At 50.1% G+C, this 22,541-nt stretch carries 17 protein-coding genes; 10 read left to right on the top strand and 7 right to left on the bottom strand.

Annotation, left to right across the window (positions count from 1 at the left end):
* Window positions 1–276: 276 nt before the first annotated feature.
* Window positions 277–2,310 (top strand): DnaJ domain-containing protein, encoded by a 2,034-nt coding sequence (locus H7U12_RS09110; protein WP_186636322.1) that lies wholly within the window; start codon window positions 277–279, stop codon window positions 2,308–2,310.
* A gap of 30 nt (window positions 2,311–2,340) precedes the next feature.
* On the opposite strand, the gene H7U12_RS09115 is transcribed toward H7U12_RS09110, so the two are convergent.
* The gene (locus tag H7U12_RS09115) at window positions 2,341–3,789 is read right to left on the bottom strand and encodes an L-lactate permease (RefSeq protein ID WP_186636326.1); all 1,449 of its coding nucleotides are present in this window, start codon (window positions 3,787–3,789) and stop codon (window positions 2,341–2,343) included.
* 273 nt (window positions 3,790–4,062) lie between these two features.
* Window positions 4,063–5,055: a 2-hydroxyacid dehydrogenase gene (locus H7U12_RS09120; protein ID WP_186636329.1), complete on the bottom strand. Its 993-nt coding sequence runs from the start codon at window positions 5,053–5,055 to the stop codon at window positions 4,063–4,065.
* A 582-nt stretch (window positions 5,056–5,637) separates the two neighbouring features.
* Between H7U12_RS09120 and H7U12_RS09125 the strand changes: the two genes are divergently transcribed.
* The 3 genes from H7U12_RS09125 (at window position 5,638) to H7U12_RS09135 (ending at window position 7,808) form a co-directional block, all read left to right on the top strand.
* On the top strand, window positions 5,638–6,792 hold the full coding sequence (locus H7U12_RS09125; protein ID WP_206683903.1) for a glycoside hydrolase family 43 protein: 1,155 nt from the start codon (window positions 5,638–5,640) through the stop codon (window positions 6,790–6,792).
* A gap of 180 nt (window positions 6,793–6,972) precedes the next feature.
* Window positions 6,973–7,164 (top strand): cold-shock protein, encoded by a 192-nt coding sequence (locus H7U12_RS09130; protein ID WP_186636332.1) that lies wholly within the window; start codon window positions 6,973–6,975, stop codon window positions 7,162–7,164.
* Window positions 7,165–7,616: 452 nt separating this feature from the next.
* Entirely contained in the window at window positions 7,617–7,808 is a 192-nt protein-coding gene (locus H7U12_RS09135; RefSeq protein ID WP_062545387.1) for a cold-shock protein, read from the top strand.
* 244 nt (window positions 7,809–8,052) lie between these two features.
* Here H7U12_RS09135 and H7U12_RS09140 read toward each other — a convergent pair whose 3' ends face one another.
* Window positions 8,053–8,208 carry a hypothetical protein gene (locus H7U12_RS09140; protein WP_186636335.1) on the bottom strand — a complete coding sequence of 52 codons (156 nt, stop codon included), beginning with the start codon at window positions 8,206–8,208 and terminating at the stop codon, window positions 8,053–8,055.
* A gap of 538 nt (window positions 8,209–8,746) precedes the next feature.
* Between H7U12_RS09140 and H7U12_RS09145 the strand changes: the two genes are divergently transcribed.
* Window positions 8,747–10,702 (top strand): T9SS type A sorting domain-containing protein, encoded by a 1,956-nt coding sequence (locus H7U12_RS09145; protein ID WP_186636338.1) that lies wholly within the window; start codon window positions 8,747–8,749, stop codon window positions 10,700–10,702.
* A gap of 68 nt (window positions 10,703–10,770) precedes the next feature.
* On the opposite strand, the gene H7U12_RS09150 is transcribed toward H7U12_RS09145, so the two are convergent.
* The gene (locus H7U12_RS09150; protein WP_186636341.1) at window positions 10,771–11,463 is read right to left on the bottom strand and encodes a pseudouridine synthase; all 693 of its coding nucleotides are present in this window, start codon (window positions 11,461–11,463) and stop codon (window positions 10,771–10,773) included.
* Window positions 11,464–11,554: 91 nt separating this feature from the next.
* On the bottom strand, window positions 11,555–13,000 hold the full coding sequence (locus H7U12_RS09155) for an alanine/glycine:cation symporter family protein (protein ID WP_186636345.1): 1,446 nt from the start codon (window positions 12,998–13,000) through the stop codon (window positions 11,555–11,557).
* A gap of 870 nt (window positions 13,001–13,870) precedes the next feature.
* Here H7U12_RS09155 and H7U12_RS09160 point away from each other — a divergent pair.
* Together H7U12_RS09160 and H7U12_RS09165 are read left to right on the top strand one after the other, a co-directional pair.
* Window positions 13,871–14,692, top strand: a complete 822-nt coding sequence (locus H7U12_RS09160; protein ID WP_186636348.1) for a membrane or secreted protein — start codon at window positions 13,871–13,873, stop codon at window positions 14,690–14,692.
* Window positions 14,693–14,846: 154 nt separating this feature from the next.
* Entirely contained in the window at window positions 14,847–15,602 is a 756-nt protein-coding gene (locus H7U12_RS09165) for a class I SAM-dependent methyltransferase (protein ID WP_186636351.1), read from the top strand.
* 368 nt (window positions 15,603–15,970) lie between these two features.
* Here H7U12_RS09165 and H7U12_RS09170 read toward each other — a convergent pair whose 3' ends face one another.
* Complete coding sequence (locus H7U12_RS09170) at window positions 15,971–16,456, bottom strand: DUF1353 domain-containing protein (protein WP_186636354.1); 486 nt, start codon at window positions 16,454–16,456, stop codon at window positions 15,971–15,973.
* Window positions 16,457–16,722: 266 nt separating this feature from the next.
* Here H7U12_RS09170 and H7U12_RS09175 point away from each other — a divergent pair, with 266 nt between their 5' ends.
* From H7U12_RS09175 to H7U12_RS09185, 3 genes are all read left to right on the top strand, one after another.
* Window positions 16,723–18,708 (top strand): cellulase family glycosylhydrolase, encoded by a 1,986-nt coding sequence (locus tag H7U12_RS09175; protein ID WP_186636357.1) that lies wholly within the window; start codon window positions 16,723–16,725, stop codon window positions 18,706–18,708.
* 386 nt (window positions 18,709–19,094) lie between these two features.
* Window positions 19,095–20,186: an SDR family NAD(P)-dependent oxidoreductase gene (locus H7U12_RS09180; RefSeq protein WP_206683904.1), complete on the top strand. Its 1,092-nt coding sequence runs from the start codon at window positions 19,095–19,097 to the stop codon at window positions 20,184–20,186.
* Between the two features lie 182 nt (window positions 20,187–20,368).
* Window positions 20,369–21,097 carry a hypothetical protein gene (locus H7U12_RS09185; protein WP_186636363.1) on the top strand — a complete coding sequence of 243 codons (729 nt, stop codon included), beginning with the start codon at window positions 20,369–20,371 and terminating at the stop codon, window positions 21,095–21,097.
* A 463-nt stretch (window positions 21,098–21,560) separates the two neighbouring features.
* Here H7U12_RS09185 and corA read toward each other — a convergent pair whose 3' ends face one another.
* The gene (gene corA, locus H7U12_RS09190; RefSeq protein ID WP_186636366.1) at window positions 21,561–22,511 is read right to left on the bottom strand and encodes a magnesium/cobalt transporter CorA; all 951 of its coding nucleotides are present in this window, start codon (window positions 22,509–22,511) and stop codon (window positions 21,561–21,563) included.
* Window positions 22,512–22,541: the final 30 nt, after the last annotated feature.

A 22,541-nucleotide genomic window follows, 5' to 3' on the forward strand; every position in this document is an offset into this window, starting at 1 on the left:
GAATCCTTTTCTCTTGTAAAAGGCCATCGGGCTTACCCTCTCTTAACGCATATTTATTTCTACACCTCACCGGAACCACCTCCTTTGCCGGGTAGACCTAGAAAAGTTACAAACCGCATTATTTTAAAAATATTTTTTGATTAATTATAATTATTACTACATTAGAAGAGTATTACCCAAATTGATCTCCTGTATCTCCATTCTTTCCGCAGATCAAGGCCGGAAACGGGTGGCAGAACTGACAAGAAACTAATACCAGATTAGATAGCAGCAGAAATGAATAAGAACTACTACCAACTTCTTGGAATAAAGGAAACGGCCACGCACCTGGAGATAAAGGAAGCCTACCGAAAACTGTCAAAGAAAGTCCACCCCGATCTAAACCAGGGGGAAGTTTTCTTTGAGGAATATTTCAAGGAAGTAAAGGAAGCGTACGAGACCTTGTCTGATCAGGAGAAGAAGCGAAACTATGACACCCGCCGCTTCAGGCCGTCCATCACGGCCAGCGCCCCGGTGATGCCCAGCAACCTGAAGAACCTGGAATACCAGGTAGGTAAACTGGAACTGCGGCTGCGTGACCAGACGGAGCAATACAACCAGCTGCTGGCCGAGAAGAAAGCCCTGAACCAGGAGATGGAGCACTTTGTGCGGTCATTGTTTGAGGTAAAGAATGAGCGCAATTTCCTGCAGACCAAAGTAAAGGAGCTGGAGAAGGAAACCCTGGCGCTGCGCAAAGGAACTTCCGCCGCGCAACCCGGTCCCAGTGTGAACCAGCAACTGGAGTTGCACCGTCAACTTCAGGTTTTGGAGCAGGAATTGAAAAACACCCGCGAAACGGCCTCCGGTAGTGCCCAGCAACTGGCCCGGGAAACCCAGATGAAACAGGCGCTGGAAAAACGGGTGCAGGAACTGCTGTTGGAGGCCGCGCAACTGCCCCTCCGGGAGAAAGAACTTCAGGCGTTAACCCAGGAAAGAGAGAAACAGCAAGCCCGCATCACGGAGCTGGAGAAACAGACCACCCAGGTGAAGAATGAACTGGAAGGTCGCGCCAAAGAGCTGGCGCTGGCCATGCAGCAACGGAAAACCTTGCAGGAACAGCTGCAGGAACTGGAACACCGCCTCCACCAGCAGCCCACCCCAGTGACCGCGGCCAAAGGCGAGAAAAAGAAACAGCAGCACCAGATCCTGGAAGCTACCACCCAGAAACAAGCCCTCCAGAACCAGGTGCATGATCTGGAACTGACCATTGAACAGCTGAAACAGGTTCTGCAGGAGAAAACAAAGGCGCTGCAACAGGAGAAAACGCTGCAGCAAGAGCTAAGGGCCCGTATTCAGCAACTGGAGGAAGAGAACACCCACCAGAAAAAAGCGCTGGACCAAAACCTACTGCAACTGCAGCAGGAAGCGAAAACCCGGCACCTGCTGCAGGAGAAAGTCCACCAGCACGAGGCCGAAACAACTCGCCACCAAGCCTTGTTGCAGACCAAAACCCAGGAACACACCCAGCTTTCGCGCCAGTTTCAGGAGCTGCAGGGCAAACTGCAAACCCTCACCCAGGAAGAAACCAAGCTGCGCGCCACTTTGCAGAAACTGGAGCAGCAGGCCGCCAGAGACAAAGCCGAACTACAAGCCAAAGACCAATCGCTGGAAACCTCCATCACCCAGAAGCAGGCCCTCCAGAAACAACTGGAGGAACAAAAGAAAACAACCTCGGCGGCCCAGCAGGAACTGCAGAAGAAAATAAAGGAACTAGAGCAAGAGACAAGCCACAAACGCACCTTCCAAAGCAAAGCCCAGGAACTGGAGAAGGAGAAAGCCGCCCAACACCTGAAAGTAAGTGAACTGCAGAAGGAGATTGTCTCCGTGAAAAGCCGGTTTACGCACCTGGCGCACCTGCAACCTTTTCTGGTAGAGCACATGGACTTCTTCAACTCCGCGTTGCCGGACGAGTACGGCACCTCCTTTGACCGGTCTGAGATCAAATACATCTTCAGCCGCATAAAAATCGCCGTGCTAGCTGATAAACCCGGCAAATTGAACGTGCTGGTCAAGTACCTGAAACCCAGCGGACAGCTGTATTTCAACCCCAAGTCCTCCCCATCGGGCTACTCCTTTGCCGCTACGCTCAGCTATAGTCCGCAGGAAGAATACCTGTACCTATCGGGCTGGGGCAGCGACCGCGAAACGACCTTCGTTGGGGGTGACCACCGCGTGGAAATCTATGATGAAACAGGCCGCCAGCTGGCCCGAGCCAATTTTCTTGTGAAAGACAAACTCCTGAGCATGTCTAAAATCAAGAGTTTCTTTTAAAGGAAAGGTATACGTAAATCAACTTTAGGCTCATACCAGCAGCCAAACCATGCCCAACACGCCAGCCAGTAATGCCGCTACCAGCGTGGGCACCAACGTGTGGCTGAGAATAGCCCGATAATCCTTGAGATTGGCCACGGAGGCAGCCGCAATGATGTTGAAAAGGCAAATGGCATTGCCCAGCGAAGCTCCCGTGAGCTGCAGCGCCAGGATGGATGCCGGATCCATGCCCAGCGCCAACGCCGTTTGCTGCTGCGACGGCCCGAACACCAGGTTGGAAATAGTGGTGCTACCCGTGATGAAGGCGCCCATGACACCAATTCCCGGAGCTACCACGGGGTACACATCGCCCAAGCGGCTAAGCAGTCCAGCGATGTGGCTGACCATGGAAGGCTGCACCACCCCCGAGAAAATCATGAGCTGCGCAATGGCCACTGACGGAAACAACACCACAAACACCGCCCCTACTTTCTTAAAGGATTCAGAAAGGTAAAGGCGTTGACTTTTGTAAAACACGGCCACTCCCAATCCTACAGCCACAAAAGGCAGAAAGGGGGATTGCAGCGGTTTCAAACTCCCCCGGATGCCCGACCCGAACAGGTCTTCCCAGGCCAGCTCCCAGGAAAGACCCTGCCGAAGCGGCTCCACCAGTTTGGGCAGCAACAGCAGCAAAGCCAAACCGGCGTACGGTACCCAAGGCTGCCAATGCAGGGTCGTTCCTTTCTTCCGGAGGTACAACACTGACAACACCAGCATGGACAAAGACCCGAAAACGGTAGCCAGTTCCGGGGCAAACCAGGCAAAAAAGCAGAACGGCACCACAAAGAAGAAATACAGAAGGAGAATCTGCCGCGGGTGCTTCACTTCGCCATGGAGCTTCCGGACCAGCCGCAGGGAAAACCAGACCACCACCAGCCCCACCACGCTCATCAGGAAAGCCGCCGTGATGCCTATGGTTTGCACTTGGTCAGAGGGTAGTCCTAATGGGAGCTGCAGACCAGTTAAAATGGGGGTACCCACGGCTCCAAACAGCGCACATAGCCCATCAAACAGCAACACCACCGCCACCGACAGCACAGCTTCAAACCCCAAGGCGACCAGAATCAGGGGAACGATGGCGCCGGGAGTGCCAAAGCCCGCCACGCCTTCAAAGAAAGCCGTCAGGCCCAAGGCAAGCAGAAAAAAACGCAGTTCCCGGGAAGGGTGCAGTTGGTCCAGGGAATGAGTGATCTGCTCAATGAGTCCCCGGTGCTGCATGATGGTGTAGAGAAAAATGGCGCCTAACACCACCAGCAGGATGTTCACCGTAGTAAGCAGCGAAACCGCCAGAGCCCCCAGATAATGCGCGGTTCCGGCTCCCCAGTAAAAAAACAAACCGGTGGTCACGGCCCACCCCACCAACACAGCCGGCTTCACTCCTTTGGTAAGCGAAACCGCCACCAGTAACAAGATGGGCAACAGAGCAAGCAGGTGGTTCATTCTATGGCTGTAGTGGGCTTAATTGGAAGATAAGTTTAAAGGAGTGGTTAAGGAAGATGGCTGCAAAGCCTCAATTCAAAGTCCCCACAACAGCAGCTCGCGTCCACACTCCTTTCTGCACAGAAACCGCCGCCAGACCTGCTATTTTCGGGCTGATTTTCGAAAAACAAGGCAAAATAGCAGGCCAGATGAACGTCAAACAGGATTTCCATTATGAATCTTCTTCCTCTTTATCTTACTCAGAACTCAGGACTTAGAACTCAGGACTTCCCTTTACGCTTTCACTTCGTTTACTAAGGTTTGACCCTGCTCAAAATCGGTGATGTTCTGCAGCGTAACCTGGGCGATGCCGTGCAGGGCTTCGGAGGTGAAGAAGGCCTGGTGCCCGGTGATGAGCACGTTGTTGAAAGAAAGCAAGCGCATGAACACATCGTCCTGAATTACTTTCCCGGACTGATCCTCGAAAAAGAGGTTTCCCTCCTCTTCGTACACGTCTATGCCCAAGTATTTGATTTTTTCGGTTTTAAGGCCCCTGATCACCGCTTGGGTATCGATCAGGCCGCCCCGACTGGTGTTAATGAGCATGACGCCCTTTTTCATTTGCGCAATGGAAGCATCATTGATGAGGTGGTACGTCTGTGGGGTGAGCGGGCAGTGCAGGGAGACAATATCGGCCTCGGCAAACACCTGGTCCAGCGAAACCACCTCCAGACCAATTTCTTCGGCCTCGGGGCACGACTGAACATCATAACCTAGCACCCGGCACCCAAACCCTTTCAGAATGCGGGCCGTGACTAAGCCTATTTTCCCCAAGCCAATGAGCCCGACTGTTTTCCCGTGCAAGTCAAACCCCATCAATCCGTTCAGGGCAAAATTGCCTTCCCGCACGCGGTTGTAAGCACGGTGGGTGTTGCGGTTGAGCGTTAAAATCAAAGCCACCGTATGCTCGGCCACCGCATAGGGCGAATAGGCTGGCACCCGTACCACCTGCACGCCTAACTGCGCCGCCTCCGGAAGATCCACGTTGTTGTAGCCGGCACAGCGTAGGGCCAGCAATTTGGTACCGTTCTCGGCTAATTGGCGCAGCACCGGCGCATTCACCGTATCATTGACAAACACGCACACCACGGTAGCCCCCTTGGCCAACACGCAGGTGTTTTCGTTCAGGGGCACCTCCAGGAACTCCAGCTGATGTCCGTGTGCCTGGTTGGCTTCGGTAAAGAATTGCTTGTCGTAGGCTTTGGTGTTGAAAAAAGTTACTTTCATGGTAGGATGCTTTGTTTACAGAGGGCAAGTTAGAACCCGCTGCCCGAGGAGAAAATGATTTTTGCTTTTTCTACCGATGATAAAAACGGAAGGTTTCTCAATTTCTTTGAGGATGAAGCAACCTGCATGGAAAAGCACCAATGGTAGAAAGGCGCTGTTTTGAGGCTCTTTTTTGGAAACAAGGCCTTAAATGGAAAGCCTTTGCCCTATCAAGAAGGTTGCCATTGAGTTTTGAGTTTATTTCCTGAGTAGATCTTCTCGTGCATTCTTCTGACTGAGCCTTGGTAGAAGTACTTTAGCACTTGGATGGGTTTAAGGAAGCGAGCGGAAAGGCACCTGCGTCTGCCTTGTTGGTGAGAACACCAACAAGGGCGGCTGGGCTGTAGCTGTTTGGGCTGTAGCTGTTTGGGCTGGAGCTGTTTTGGCTTGGATCTGTTTGGGGTTGGCTCTAATTGAGGTTGATTCTAATGGGCTTTGGCTTGGCTAGACAAGAACATCATCTACTCTTCTTTCCGCTTCATCCTTTTCCAGACATTCATTCTTTTCGTTATTTTTAAGGAAATCCAACTAACCCCAGCCGTTATGATGTGGAGAAAAAGTTATCTGGTTTTGTCTTTTGGGTTGGCGATTACCAGTTGTCGGCCTGCTGCTCAGACGGAGGCACCCGCACAAGCCGAGGTTAAGGCTGCCGGGGTGTACCAGAACCCATTGAAAGTGCAGTTCGGCGATCCGTATGTGTTGTACGATGCGCCTCGGCAGATGTATTATATGTACGGTACCGGCGGCGGGGCCAAGGAAGGCTTTAGCACCTATTCCTCCCGCGATCTGGTGAACTGGAAAAACGAAGGCCAGGTCTTCTACGGCAACACGCCCGGCTCCTGGGACGTGAAGAACTTCTGGGCTCCCGAGGTGTACCGCGTCAAAGATAAATACTACATGTTCTATTCCGCCGACTGGCGCCACAACCCGGGGAACGAGGAAGAGAACTTCCGGATTGGAGTGGCGGTGGCCGATCAACCCACCGGCCCGTTCAAAAACCTCTCCGACAAGCCCATCTTTGATCCGGGGTACCCCATCATTGATGCCAACGTGTACTTTGAACCCAACGGCAAAATGTACCTGTACTATTCCCGCTGCGCCTATGAGCACCCCGTGGAAAGCGAAGTGGCCGATTGGGCGAAGCAACAGGGCTTGTTTAAGGAAATTGAGGAAAGCTGGGTTTACGGCGTGGAACTGAAGCCCGATTTCAGCGGGGTGATTGGCGAGCCGGTGTTGCTGCTCCGCCCTCCGGTAAAGATGAACGATGCCCAGGCTGAGTGGGAAAGCCGCTCCGTGACCTCAAAAGAAGTGAACCGCCGCTGGACCGAGGGCTCCTACACCTTCAAGCACGGCAACACCTATTACATGATGTACTCGGCCAATTACTTCGGGGGTAAGAACTACGCCGTGGGGTACGCCACCGCCCAACACCCGCTGGGCCCTTACACCAAGGCGGCCAATAACCCAGTACTGCAAAAGAACACCGAGCAGGGCGGCGAAGTCACCGGCACGGGCCATAACAGCATCGCCACCTCCCCTGACGGAAAGCAGCTCTTCTGCGTGTACCACGGCCGCACCACCGCCTCCGGCGATGAGCGTGTCGTCTTCATTGATCCCATGAAAATACAGCCCGATGGCCGCCTGGTGGTGGAGGGCCCCAGCACCACACCCAAGCCGCTGCCTTTAGCTAGGAAGTGATTTGGTTTGGTATTCCGAGGAGAAAACCATGTATCTATATTCGCTGGCATTAAAATAAAATGGGCCGTTTAAGGGCTTGTGGAGCTTTAAAGAAGGTTTGTAAAAGTTTCTGGTTAACATAGTTCACCTTAAGTATAAATCCCCGTATAGGATTGTCGAATAGGTATTTATAACAACCATATGAACCACGGAACGGTAAAATTCTACAACTCAGACAAGGGCTTCGGCTTTATCAAAGACACCCACTCCAACAAGGAGTACTTTGTGCACGTGTCTGGCCTCATTGACCAAATCAGCGAGGACGATGAAGTGGTGTATGATCTTCAGGAAAGCCGCAAAGGCCTGAATGCAACCAACGTGAAACTCGCCTAAGCATTTATCAAAAAGCGTATTACAGAGCTTAGAGCCTCTTTCCCGAAATGAGACCGGAATCGATCCGGCAGGACCTGCGCCTGGGGTGAGCGGCTGCTGGGTATATGGGCTTGTACCTGATGGAATAGGAAGATGGAAAAGGCAAATCGCACCTTCTACTTTAGACCTGATTTTCAGAAATAAGGCCCGAAACAGCCTAACCTTCAGGAGACCTTAATTTGTCAGCACTGCTTAGATGGAGATGAAACTGGGGACTAAGCCCAGCCACTGTCCTTTTAATGGACGGAGAAGATCATGCAGGTGTAGTTCTTCAGGTTCAATCCAGAAAAAGTTTGAGAAAATATCAGCATTGGTTGGCTTTAAACCACCTTTCTGAAAGTATCTGGTTTATCTTTCGGCCATTCTGAACGATTCTCCGTACAGGAGTGTCATTACAGTATAATAACAACAATATGAATCAAGGAACAGTAAAATTCTTTAATGATGATAAAGGCTTCGGCTTCATTAAAGACAGCAATTCAAATCAAGAGTACTTCGTGCACGTGTCTGGTTTGATCGATGAAATCAGAGAAAACGACGAGGTAGTCTATGAACTTCAAGAAGGAAGAAAAGGACTAAACGCCACGAACGTAAAACTGGCGTAGTCTTTCGCTATAAAGACCTATTGCTGAAAAGCCTCTCCCGAAAGGAGAGGCTTTTTTTGTGCTTCAAGAAACAGAAAAGCTAGTTTTGGTCTCTTTGCGCCAAAACAGCACATAAACGGCTGACGCGTTATCTGAGGTTTTCACCAATATTGCCGAAGAGGTTTCAATGCAGCTTCCCTTATTATCCCCGGCAACTTATTCTAGGGTAAAAGGCCATTTTGAAAGTAGGAGGCTAACCCGCAGTTTAGACCAAACCGTCTACTTCCTCGTCCTTCTCCTTCTCTGATGTAGTACGTTTCGCATTTTTTTCAGCAGCCTTTAAGCGCTCCTGGTTTTCTTTTCTTTCCTTAAATTCTTTTTGGCGCTGCTTTCTTTGTTGGTCTGCTGATCTGGTGCTCATAGCCTACGTTAATTTTAGGTTTAGCTAATAACTAGATGAATTTAGTATACTCTAACTTAAAGAAGAAGATCAAAAATTTTTAATTTAAATCTTTCGTGTAAAAGCCCTTCCTAAGAAATGGGAATCTTTCATAAGCACCCATGAAACGAAGGATATTTGCAGGTTCTTCCAAATGAACCATGCAGAACTTGCCTGTTTTAGCTCATTCACCGGAAAAGAGGCTTAAAACGCTTGAATTAAAAACTCCAATTTTTAAATACTGCAGTTAATATTTAATTATAAATAAAACTTCTATATCTTCGGATTTTCCAATACACCAACCCACACCACCACCATTTATCACCCCTAATGGCCAAAATGAAAACTTCGGCACCCGCTGCCAAAGGCGATATAGATTTTGAGAAAGAACTCTGGGACGTAGCCAATGAGCTGCGCGGCGCAAAATACTAAAGTCCAACAAAAAAAGAATCGATTATCTATACGTTAGTCCCTGTTTATAAAAAATTAAATTATTAGAGTAAACGAATACAAAAGCATTATGAAGCGCCTGTACAAAATTATATTCCTATTTCTTTTGGTTGGAAGTAGTTTGGAGACTTATGCTCAAAATTGGACTTGGGTAGTAAACGCCAAAGGAAATCATCAATATTCAGATGCCGACCGTAAAATTGTAACAGACCATGCTGGTAATGCTTATATAGCAGGTTATTACACAGAGACTTTTACCTTAGGCCAATTTTCCCTTGTCAACACTTCTTCTTACTACAGTAAAATATATCTGGCAAAATTGGATCCAGCAGGTAATGTAAAATGGGTTCATGATTTAGAAACCAATGATTCTTACGCAGAAGGTATTGCTATCACCTTAGATGAAACCGGAAATTTTTATCTTACCGGTACTAAAGATGGTTCAATTTTCGTGTCTAAATATGACACTTTAGGCAACCTGATCTGGTCAAATAACTTCAATAAAGAATTTTATGGATATGGTAAAAGCATTGCACTTGACCAATCCGACAACATCTATGTAATTGGTGAAACTGGTTGGTCCTCAAAATTCAATAATGGAGTATTTCTATCAAAACTGAATCAAAACGGTGAAACAGAATGGTTGAAAGTATATGAAAGTACATGCCACAGTAACGGAGCTTCTGGAGGTGATATAGCCGTTGATGCATTTGGAAACAGTTATATCACCGGGCTATACGCCTGTGACAACTTAAGTTTTGATGGGATCAAGGTTGCTAATAGCGGAGGTTGGCAGGACAAGACTTTCCTGGCAAAAATTAATACTGATGGTCAAGCCCAGTGGGCTCAAGAGATTCCTAATTTAGTTAATATAATTCCACAAGTCTCTTTGACCGAAACAAATGAAGTAGTGGTAGCAGGTATAGCAAGTTTCTGCTGTTCACAGGCTACACCACAGATTTTTAAGTTTTCTGCATTTGGCAATTTGCTCTGGATGAAGCAGGGTAATACTTACCAAGGCATACCTAAAGACATTACCACAGATTATGAGGGAAATATTTATCTGGGAGGAACTAGCTTTGGTAACTATGGAGGAACCGAAATGGATTTTCACCTTGAAAAATATGGCCCTGATGGAGAGTTGCGCTGGAATAGGGAAGTTAAATTACGTGTGAGCGAGTATCTTATGGGTATCAGTTTAGATAACCAAGGTAACCTTTATGCCATTGGAAGTTCTATGGCTGAAGGTTTAGGTGTAATTGGGGTTGGCTATTCCCAATCTTCCACCACCTTTGTGGCAAAACTGAATACTGGCAGTACAACTAATCAACGTCCTTACAAACCAGAACTATCTTCAATATACACTGTATGTGTTGGCCAAAAAGTGCCTGAACTTCACGCAACAGGAGAACAAATTTTATGGTATGACTCCCCCACCCTGCAGGTGCCTATTTCCAGGGGAAATACTTTTACTCCTGTGCTTTCAAAGACAGACACCTTCTATGTCACCCAAACTATTAGCCAAAGAAGGAGTTGGTCTAAGCCTGTTGTTGTGCAGTTTTCGGCTTTAGAAAGCTTTTCAATTAAGAAAAGCAATGATACCCTTTTCGCACCCATATCAGAAGACTACACCTATAAATGGTTCCATAACAATTCATTTCTAGAAGACAGCACACGATCCTTTATTGTCACAGATACTACCGGTGTTTTCAAAGTAGTTGTTTCAGATACTTATTGTTCCAAAGAGGCACAATTAATAAAAGAGAATATAATTGAAAAAAATCAATTACTAGCTTATCCAAATCCTTCTCCGGGTAAGTTAACATTGCAGGTGAAAGTTGATAATCCTAGCGACTTTTCCGTGAATGTTTACAGCAGTAATGGACTTCTAATTTTCAGTTATACTATAAAGGATAAAAAAGATTTTAAAAAAGAAATGGACATAAGTCATTTACCTAAGGGCTTGTATCTATGTGAACTGACTTATTCCACCGAACGAAAAACTATCAGAGTTTTAAAGGAGTAGCATATTACTGAGGATAGGAGAACTTCAACCGAAAATTCAAGGATATACTGAATGTCTGCCTTGAACCTTTATATTCCACAATCAATTACATCTTTGTTTATCTCCCGCCATTCACCTGGCTGCAGCTCCCCTACCTCTAGATTCACCATCCGTACCCGCACCAACCGCTCTACCTCATATTCCAGTTTGTAGCACATGCGCCGGATCTGCCGGTTGAGTCCCTGAGTGAGCACAATGGAAAACGTCTTCTCTCCTGTTTGCTGCACCTGGGCAGGCCGGGTTTTCTGGCCCATGATCACCACCCCGGATGCTAGTTGCTGCAGCGCTTCGGGTGTTAAAGGCTTGTCTACCGTCACCAGGTATTCCTTATCCTGGTGGCTTTCAGCATTAGCTATGCGGTTGTAGAGGGCACCGTCGTTGGTGAGCAGCATCAGCCCTTCCGATTCCTTGTCCAGCCGCCCTACCGGGAACACCCGGACGTTCAGGTTCAGGGCCTGTGCCAGATTGTTCTCAATAGCGGGGTTGAGGGTAGATTCTATGCCGCGGGGTTTGTAGTAGGCCAGGTACGTAAATTGCTGGGGTGCTTTGAGTAGCTGTCCGTCTAGCTGCACCTCGTCTTGCGGGAGGAGGGTTTGCTGCAACTGGCCCTTCTGTCCGTTCACCAGCACCCGCCCTGAGACAATGCAATGCACGGCTTCTTTGTTGGAGAGGCGGGCTTTCTGCACCACAAAATACTGCAAGTTGGAAGTAAGCACCTTCATACAGAGCTGTAAAGAAAGAAGTCAGAGCTAAGGAAGCATCTTCCTTAGCTCTGACTTGATAAGATTAAAAATAATCAGTTGAACTGCTGTCTTACACCGAGGCCACTTTCTGCGGCACTTCCCACTCTTCGGTGTTTTTGATGTCCAGTTTACCCGCATCAAACACCGGATCTAGTCCGGCTTTGCGCTGCGCCTGGTAATCTTTAAGGGCTCGCAGCGCCGGTTTCTGCAGCAGCAGAATAGCGATGATGTTGAGCCAGGCCATTACACCCACCCCAATGTCGCCCAGCGCCCAGGCCATCTCGGCGGTCTTCACCGATCCCAGGAACGTAGCGCCCAGTATTGTCAACCGCAGTAGCGTCAGCAACCATTTGTTCGTGCCTTTTTTGGTAAGATAGCTCAGGTTAGTTTCCGCAATGTAGTAATAGGCCATGATGGTGGTAAAGGCAAACAGCATCAGCGCAATGGCCACAAATCCGCCGCCCAGATCAGGGAAGTGGGTGTTCACCGCCTGCTGCGTGTATTCAGAACCAATAGGCGTACCCGGCAAATTCTCTACCAGGAAACCGCCTTCGGGGTTCAGGACGTTGTACTGGCCGGTAAACAAGATCATGAAAGCCGTGGCGGTACACACAAACAGCGTATCTACGTACACACTGAACGCCTGCACCAGGCCTTGTTTTACCGGATGATCCACCTCCGCCGCGGCCGCAGCGTGCGGGGCCGTTCCCTGTCCGGCCTCGTTGGAATAGATGCCGCGCTTCACGCCCCAGCTGACCGCCATCCCGAACACCCCGCCAAAGGCAGGCTCCAGGTCAAAGGCCGAGCGGATAATCAAACTGAACACGGCCGGCACCTGCGTGATGTTCATCCCGATGATGATCAAAGCCATGAGAATGTACGCGCCCGCCATAAACGGCACCAGGATCTCGGCTACTTTGCCAATCCGTTTCACGCCACCAAAGATGATGAGGCCCAGCACCAACGTCACGGCACCACCCGTAATGGCCGGATCAATAGGAAACGCGTTTTTCATGCCCAAGGCAATGCTGTTGCTCTGCACGCCCGGCAACAACAAGGTCATGCTGAGGATAGTGGCCACGGCAAATACCACCGCGTACCATTTAATGCCCAAGCCTTTCTCAATGTAGAAGGCAGGTCCGCCCCGGTACTGCCCGTCTTTCACTTCTTTGTACATCTGGCCCAGCGTGGCCTCTATAAACGCCGAGGCGCTGCCCAGAAAAGCGATCATCCACATCCAGAAAATAGCACCCGGTCCGCCCATGGCAATGGCCGTGGCTACCCCGGCAATGTTCCCCGTCCCCACCCGACCAGCAATGGCGATGGAGAATGCCTGAAACGAACTCACCCCCGTTTCTGAGGATTTATTGGCAAAAAGCAGGCGAATCATCTCCCGGAAATACCGAACCTGCAAAAATCTGGTTCTCACCGAAAAGTAAATACCTGTTCCCAGGCAGAGGACAATCAAAGCGTTACTCCAAACAACATCATTGATGCTGGTAATTAATTTTTCCATGGATCTAGGTTTACCGAAAGAGCAGGAATAAGGGGTTTGTTAGCTTGTTTGTGTCAGACATGAGTTCTCCACGCTAGGCTAAAGTAAGAAAAAAATGGCAGTACGTCACGCCCACGGCTGAAATTGACTGTTCGCGTCTGTCTTGAGAGGATACCTGTACCAGGATGATCATGGAGGAAATTCTACTTCTATTAGCTTCTGGAAAAGGTTAGCAGCTACCTTTTTAAAGCCCCCTGTTGCAGTCGCCTTTTGAAAGACGCACTTGAATACTTGGGCCGTCACACTCTTTCAAATCTCTGGTTCAAATTTTCAACTTGGACCTATTATGGGCTGAAGTTTTCAACTTCAGTGAGGCGACAGCCTCAAAGGAGCCTCTCGATAGTCTATTAGCGTAGTGGGGTTCAATATCTAAAACTTCTATCGTCATACTTTGGGAGACGATCAAGAGGTTACATACCTATAGAGCTCTGCGCGACTTATTGATACAGTCTACCTTCTGAATTGTGCTCCTGACAGTACATGACACTATTTGCTTACCTTCGATTAAAGGGCAGAGATGTTTCTTATTCATGACCTATGCTGTCCTATTCGGCAAAGGCATTTTCCTGAGAGTTCGCCTTTCTAAAATCAAGAATTTATGCCCAAAGTGGGTCAAAGCTGAATTATTTGAACCAGGGAATTTTGAAATGGAATGGCCCTGCGGCTGGTTCTTACAAAAGGAGAAAATGAGTTGCTTTTAACTGCATCTGAAAAACCGTTTTGCGCTTCTTTTCTGAAAAACAGGCTTAAAACACCTTCACAGGTAATCCTTCGTAGAAGACTTTGAACAAGCAACTTATCCATCGTATTCAAACCTACACTTTCCCTCCTATGACTCTACTGTACATCCCAACTCTGTATTTCCTGTGTAGCTTCGGTCTGCTGCTTTGGAATGGTTCTTCCTGGCCAATTGGAGTGACGAAAACTCCTTCTTCAGCTAAGGTTTCTTTCTACCAGGCTACTCCCTCGGAGAATGAACTGGAAGGCGCGTGGCAATTGGTGGGTACCACTAAAGAGCAAGGCACCCCTACGATGGTGCAGACCCTGGCCGATGGCTTTTTTGCAGTCGCCCATTTTGATAAAGCCGGTAAGAAGTTCATCGGGACGTACGGCGGCACGTACACCGTTGCGAATGGTAAACTGAACGCCAAATACGAATTCAACACCTTTGACAGCACCAAAGTGGGGAGTGCGTTTACGGGCAGTTTTACCAAAAAGAACGGGAAATGGCAGCTCCAGATGGTGAGTGGCGCAACTGCTGCGCTGCAGACCTGGGAGAAAACCCCGGAGCAAAACCCAGCTTCTCCGCTCCAGGGAGCCTGGCGCATCAGCAGCCGGGCCGGACAAGACGGTACCATGAACCCGATGGTGCCTGGCCCCCGGAAGACCATCAAGATTTTGTCCGGTGAACGGTTCCAGTGGATCGCCTTCAACTCTGAAACCGTGGCTTTCTCGGGTACGGGTGGCGGCACGTACACCGCCCAGAATGGCACCTACACTGAGCACATCGAGTTCTTCTCCCGAGACAACAGCCGGGTAGGCGTGCAACTCAGCTTTCAGTACGAAGTCAAGGACGGGAACTGGCACCACACCGGCCTCAGCAGCACCGGCGGCAAAGTAAACGAAATCTGGCAGCGGCTTTCCAGGCAATAACTGGTGATAGCCGGGCATTTTTTCCACACCTCGCAGCTTCTGATTTCAGCACAGCACCAGCCTTCGGAAGCTTTTCCTATTGAAACTGAACTGCCTATCAAGCAAAACAATTGGAATCGGCACGGGTTACTACACAATACCATCTTTACTACTTATGCCCGCGAAACGCCTGTTTCATGCCGCTGTCCTTCTTTGTTGGGGGGCTCTACTTGGACTTCTACCCGCCTGTGATTCGCAACAACTGAAAAGCAAGGGAGCCGGCACCAGCGGTTATTCAAGCAAACCCGCCCATCCCGATGGCACCGGCAAGGTGTACCTGGGCCGCGAAATAGCGCACGTGATGTCAGCCTCGGGAGGTGAGTGGCTGGAGCGCGATACCCGGCAGGAGGAAGAAAACGTAACGGCGGCCATTCAGAAACTAGACCTGCTCCCCACCAGTGTGGTCGCCGATGTAGGAGCCGGAACGGGATACTACACCTTCCGGATAGCGCAGCAGGTACCGCAAGGAAAGGTGTATGCCGTGGAAGTGCAGAATGAATTTATTTCGGCTTTAAAGAATCGAGCCCAGGAGTTGGGGCTTACCAATGTGACTGTCGTGCAAGGAAGCGCCCAATCGCCGAACCTTCCGGCAGCTTCGCTGGATCTGGCCATCATGGTAGACGTGTACCACGAACTGGAATACCCCTGCGAAATGCTGCAGGCGCTGCACCGAGCCTTGAAACCAACCGGCAAACTGCTGCTGCTGGAGTACCGGGCCGAAGATCCCACCGTTCCCATCAAAGAACTGCACAAGATGAGCGTGACCCAGGTTAACAAAGAACTCCGCGCGAACGGATTCACCCTCTCCCGCCGCGAAAACTTCCTGCCCATACAGCATTTCCTGCTGTTTGCAAAAGCACCGAAACAATAAAAAGCTTCATTGTGTGTTACCGAAGCCTTCATTGGGTAAGATGCCAACAACTCTAGCGATTAAGCTGCATTTTTTCAAAACGACACCCAAAACACCATACTGAACTATCCTAATCTACAATTGGCTTCTCTCTTGAAGATTCTCCCCTTGAGGGGAGCAAAGAGGGGTGTTTACACCTGCAGATCTACAAAGTACTGATGGAATATATTCTATATATTCTTCTAATTGCAAAGGCTTGATGGTAATCTGCGAAATGTATTCTCCTGTATAGTCACGCTCTTTGGGTTCACAACTCTTTGATGCTTATCGGAGGAAGTACTCTTATCTAAAGCCTTCCTATAAACATCTCCGAAGGAATACCACCCACTTCAGGACAAAGGCATAAACAGCAAGGAGTTTTCGTCATCGGGCTCACCCCGGCCTTTCCAGCCGATCCAACCGGCGGCCCGAACGGCATTGAAGGCGATGCGGGCTTTGAGTTCAGCCACTCCTTCGCGGCGCATGATCTCCAGAAACAGGTAATCGGCTTGGCGGCGGGTGAACACCCGGTAAGGGTACACTGCCGGTGCAGGGAGCTCGCCGCCGTAATCATAGAGAAAGTCATGCACGAGCGGGGCCACAATGGAGAGCTCAAACGGAGCAATGGCCCACCAGACGGCTCGGGGCACCGAGGCCAGATCAAAGGCGTACCCTGCCGGCACCGTTAAAGTAAACCCGTCGCCTTGGTAGAGATAGGTGTTCTCCAGGATCCACTTTCTACGCTGCTGACTATACGTGAGCACCGGAGGCGGCAAATAGGAGTCCGGAACGATGACCGGTTCATGGTGCAAGTAATGGGCGTATTCAGCAATCATACTAGTTTGGTTCGGCTACGGTGAGTGATCCTAAAGGCACTTTCTGAATTGGAAATATTGAGGGGAAGCGTTCTGGTACTATCGGCATTTTCGTTCGCCGTTAACATACTGGTTTTAAGCTTCTTTTTACGAAAACAAGCTTAAAACAGAGCGGAATCAGAGGCTAAAAAATAGCGCCGATGAGAAAGTAGTATCTTCTTTGAAAAATTAGTTAGCTTTACTAACCAAGGAGTAAGTAGTTGAAAACTAAAGCCGAAAGCGCCCCCATGAATACACCCAGACGAAATCAACAGAACACCAGCCTCTGGCTTTTGCTTACTCCCCTCCTGCTCCTGTTTTTAAGCTCTTTTCCCGTATTGGCCCAGGAAGCTCCGTTCAAGAAAGGCGTAAACCTGACAAACTGGTTTCAGGCGAACAGCGCCCGTGAGATTCAGTTTTCGCGCTACACTAAACAGGATTTCGAGCAGATCAAGAGCCTGGGCGTGGATGTGATCCGGTTACCTATCAACCTGCATGCTATGACCAAAGGCGCTCCGGCCCACACTCTGGACCCGCTCTTTCTGTCGTTTCTGGACGAGGCGGTGACCTGGGCCGAGGACCTGAACCTGCACCTCATCCTGGACAACCACTCCTTTGACCCCATCGCCGACACCCAGCCGCAGGTGGAAGGGGTTCTGGAGAAAACCTGGACTCAGATGGCGCAGCACTACAAAGACCGCTCAGACCGCCTGTACTTTGAAATTCTGAACGAACCGCACGGCATCTCAGACTCCCAGTGGAATGCCATTCAAGGCCGCATCATTCAGGCCATCCGGCGGCAGGACACCCGCCACACGCTGATTGTGGGAGCCACCAATTTCAACAGCTACCAGAACCTGGCCCAACTGCCGGTGTACCCAGATAACAAGCTCATCTACACGTTTCACTTCTACGATCCTTTCCTGTTCACCCACCAGGGAGCTACCTGGCAAGTGCCTTCGCTGGGGCCGCTGGCCAACGTGCCGTTTCCCTACCGGGCCCAGGACATGCCCTCCCTCCCCACCAGTTTGCGCGGCACCTGGCTGGAAAGCGCTTATCAAAACTATCCGCAGGAAGGCACCGTAGCCAAAGTGAAACAACTCCTGGACATCGCCGTCGCTTTTCAGCAGACGCGCAACGTGCCGGTGTTCTGCGGTGAGTTTGGCGTGTTCATGCCCAACAGCCGTCCCGCTGACCGCGTGTTCTGGTACGATACCGTGCGCCGTTACCTAGAAGAGAAAGGCATTGCCTGGACCACCTGGGACTACCACGGCGACTTCGGGCTGTTCAACCGGGGCGGCTCTGACCTGTTCCAGCACGACCTGAATGTACCGCTCCTGCAGGCGCTGGGCTTCACCGTGCCGCCGCAGACCCCGTATGTGAAACAACCCAGAACCAGCGGGTTCGCCGTTTACACCGACTTTTTAGGAAAAGACATCAGAAACGCCAGCTACGGCGCCGGTACGCTGAATTTTTACGCCGATCAAAAACCAAACAACGGGCGCTACAGTCTGGCTTGGGCCAACGCTGAACGGTACAGCAGCATTGCGTTTGACTTTCAGCCCGACCAGGATTTATCTTTATTGAAGCAGGAAGGCTACGCGCTTGATTTCCTGTTCAGGGGCACCGCTCCCGCCACCAGCGTAGACATCCGTTTTCTGGACACTAAAACCACAGACCCTTCTGACCACCCCTGGCGCAATGTAGTGACCTTGAGTGCCCAGCAAGTACCGTTTGATGGCCGCTGGCACCACGTGCGTTTGCCTTTGAGCAGCTTCACTGAACAAGGCTCCTGGGACAACAATGCCTGGCATAACCCCGAAGGTAAATTTGACTGGTCCAGCATTGACCGCCTGGAAATCACCGCCGAACACGGGGACCTGGGCCAGACCAAACTTTGGTTTGACAACATCTATATTTCTAACCAGGACACCGCCAAGGTTTATGAGAACTCGGTGTACACCGGCGGGGTAACGGGGAGCAAAGGAGAACTGGATGCCGGAAAACTGAACGTGTATCCTAATCCGGCCAACGCGTACCTGGTGCTGGAAACCACCTTGCCCGGCCAGCTTTCTCTGGAATTAAGCAGCAGCGTAGGAACGGTGGTAAGCAAAACAACTTTTTCCAGAAGCATGAAACTGCCTACCGCTTCCCTCGCCTCCGGTACCTACTTTTTGAAAATCACAGATGCACAAGGCAAGTACAGTACCCGTAAAGTCGTCATTAGGCATTAAGGTGCGGGCACCGTTTTGAGGCTGATTTTACCAAAAAGGCCAAAATCCAGCAGGAAAAAAATGGAAGACTTTCTGAGCCTTACTTAGAAATTCGCTAGTAATTGGTGGAAGCTGTTTCAAAGCCGGTTTCCCGAAAATTGCTGCGAAATGGTTGGGAGAGCCTCCTGTGCAGAAGGGTGTTTGAATATGTACGGAGTAGAATACGTATAACTTCTTACGCATAATTTCGTGAAGGTAAAGAATGTAAGAGAGGCTCTTAGGGCTTCTACAACAATCCTTACTCCGCTATGCACATGAGACTTCTACCCCATTATTCCTTATTCGAATCCTCGCATTTTCTTAAAAACAGTCCCGAATCACCGCTATGGAAAGAAACCGCTAAACCGGTGAAAACGCCTCTGCCGGTTCGGGCAATTACGCCCATCACATCGGGCAAGCGGTTGAGCAAAGCTCGGTCTTTTCCTAGATATACTGGTTTACTGTTGGTGCTGCTTTCCTTTTGGCTGGGCGGCTGCGCTACGTCTGAGTTGGGTTCCAGCGGACAGAAGAAAGTGGCAGGCAAGACCTTTGTGATAGTGGGTGCTTCCAGCGGATTCGGGCGCGGCGTGGCCGAGCAATTGGGTGCCTACAAAGCCAACGTGGTATTGGCGGCCCGGCGCGGGGAGTTACTGGAAGAAATTGCCACCAAGATAAGAGCCGCGGGCGGAACGGCCTTGGTGGTACCCATGGACATCAGCAAACCCAAGGATGTACAGCGCTTAACCCAGGCTGCGTTGCAGCAATATGGCAAGATTGACGTCTGGATCAACATGGCCGGCGTAGGGGCCATTGGGCGTTTCTGGGAGATTCCCATTGAAGACCAAGCCCGCATTGTGGACATCAACCTAAAAGGGTTCATTTACGGAAGCCACGCCGCCATCAATCAATTCAAGGCGCAGGGCTACGGCACCCTCATCAACATGGGCTCAGTGGAGAGTGTGAACCCGCTGGCGTACCATGCTTCTTACGCCGCCACCAAAGGCGGAATCCTGAACCTGGGGCAAGCCATCAACCAGGAACTCCGCCTCAGCGGACTGAAGAAAAACATACGCGTAGTGACGGTAGAGCCCTGGGCAGTTGATACTCCATTCTGGGGACATTCGGCTAATTACTCCGGCAAGACCGCCCGCATGGCCATCATGGACCCGCCCAGCAAGGTGGTGAATGCCACCATCCGGGCCTCGTTGCGCGGTCGTCATGAAAAACCGGTGGGCTGGAAAGCGAAGAGCACCTGGGTAATGCACCGCTACCTTCCCCGCTTTTCTGAGTGGCTGTCGGGCAATGTGATTCATCGATCACAGATGCGGAACGCGGCTCCGGGACCTAACACCTCGGGAGCCGCCCATGAACCCATGCAGACCGGCCGAGGCGTAGAGGACGGCGTCCGCCAGCGCATGCACGAGGAAAATAGGCAACGCAAGCAAAGCAAAAACAAGTAAAAAGGGCCTCGGAAAGGAATTTGAGTCGCGGCTTTTTCGATAATACCCTGTTTTCGAACTCCTTTTTAGAAGTTGGAGCCAAAGAAGGCCAAAGAAGCAACGTGATGGCGCAGCTTCTTTGGCCTTCTTGCTTTGCGTATCTTTGACAAACCCAAATCGCCGCTCCTGCCTAAATTGCCTGTATGAACCGATTTCTTTCCCGTGCCACTGCCGAACAGCTTCTCCAAAAGATTCTGGATTTGGGATTACCAGCGCAGTATGACTATGAGAAACACCGCCTCCTGCTGCTAGACGCGCAAGGAAACGAACAGGTGATTTTCCGCTTACCGCTCAGCACTCCTCCCCTCCGGCAGCTTACCTTACCAACTCCTGGACCGGTTCACTATGTGGTGGTGTTGATTCAGGCGGGCAACTGCGCGATGGGCTATTTTGAGGACGGTGTGAGCCTGAACCACAAGGTATTCAGGTCGTACATGGTGCGCAAAAAACAAGGCAAAAGCCAGATCAAGTACCTCAAGACGAAGGGGAAATCACGGGCCGGTTCCAGAGTGCGTTTAGGTGAAACGGAGGAATTCTTTGAGAACATCAACGGCCGATTGCAGGAATATTTCCAGCAGCACGAGATCCACCGCATCGCCCTGAGTTGCTCCAAAACCCTGCTTCCTTTCTTGTTCGATGCCAAAGTACCCACGCCTTTTGACAAACGGGACGAGCGCATCTTCAAAATCCCAAAACACGTGCACACGCCCATCTACGAGGTCATGATGGACGCCAACCGCTTCCTGAACCGGGGCGAGCTCATCTATGAACCTGCCCAGCAAGCGTTCATCCATCAACTGATCCCCGAACAAGCGGAGTTTCTAAACGAGGAGGAAACCACGGATTTAGCCGAAGACCTGCAGGAAGAGTAGCACATTCTGATCATAAGCGAAGATTGAGAACTCATTGGAGCGGCAGTCATGGTTGTTGGTGAGAACACCAACAACGGCGAATAGGTAAATAATTTGTTATGTGAAGCTTATGAACCTCAGTTTGGTAAGAAAGTCACGGAAGTAACTTCCGCACCATAGTAAGCCATAGTGGGACAACATGACCTAAATTAATTATCTATTTAGCTTTTAAAGCCGATCAAGGTTGGAGAGGTTGAGGAAACCAACTATTATATTATGTCAGTTGATCTACGTCACAGAAATGAAGTTATTATGCACCATTGGTAATGAGTAGTACCATTGGGAGCTCACACCATTGAGATAAAGTACCTGTCAAAGGCAGGGTTTTGGGGCTATTTTTCTTAAAAGAAGCGAAAAAAGGCACGTTTAGGTACAGGCGTTTACAAGAGAATTTACTAATGACGATCTCTGCCGGTAATCATGCTTAAAGCCATTTCTTCCGTTTGAAGTACCAGAGAAAGGCTAGAGAGGAAAGCACCATCATGCCGAGGGCGAACGGATAGCCCGCTACCCAGCGCAGTTCCGGCATCACGTTGAAGTTCATCCCGTAAATACTGGCGATGAGGGTGGGCGGCATGAAGACTACCGTCATCACGGTAAAGATCTTAATGACCTGGTTCTGCTCAATGTTCACTAAACCCAGAAAGGTGTTCTGTAGGTATTCCAGGCGTTCAAAGCTGAACTGGGTGTGTTGCAGGAGTGAGTTGATGTCTTTGATGATGGTGCGGAGGCGTTCTTTCTCGGGTTCTTCCACGGCGTAGCTGCGCAGCAGAGAGGATACCAGGCGTTGCTTGTCTACGATGCTTTCCCGGATGAGAATGGTGTTTTCCTGGAGCTCGGTGATTCTGATCAGAATTTCTTCTTCAATGGACTGCTCTTTCACCAGCCGCTTACTTACCACGTTGGTGGTGCGGGTCAGGAGCTCGATAAAGTCGGCGTCATAGTCAATCTGGGTTTCCAGAAGCAACAACCAGATCTGGAAGGCCTTGGTGGTGGTGCTGCGGAAGGTTTTCATTTTGCGCACGGTTTCGGCAAAAGACTTCATTTCCGTGCGCCGCAGTGTGAACAGGATTTCGTTTTTCAGGATAAAGGACACTTGCCGGGTGATGTAGGAACCCTCCTGGTGCATGACAAAGGCACTGTTGGCCTCAAAGATGCCATCGTCCTCGTAATAACGGGAGGAGCTTTCAATTTCGGCGGCTTCCTGCTGGGTAAAGAACTCGATGCCAAACTCCTCCTCCACCATTCGCTGCTCATGGTCGGTGGGCGATTGCAAGTCAATCCAGATGGTGCGCCCTTTCTCCTCGGCATGGAAACGCTCGGGGTTCTTCTCCCAGTGAATCTCTCCTCCTTTGATGTAGAAGCCTCTAATCATCGCTGCTGTTCTCGTGGTTTCAAAAGCGGG

Origin of the sequence: Rufibacter sediminis (genome assembly GCF_014269285.1) — a bacterium.
Taxonomy (GTDB): Bacteria; Bacteroidota; Bacteroidia; order Cytophagales; family Hymenobacteraceae; genus Nibribacter; species Nibribacter sediminis.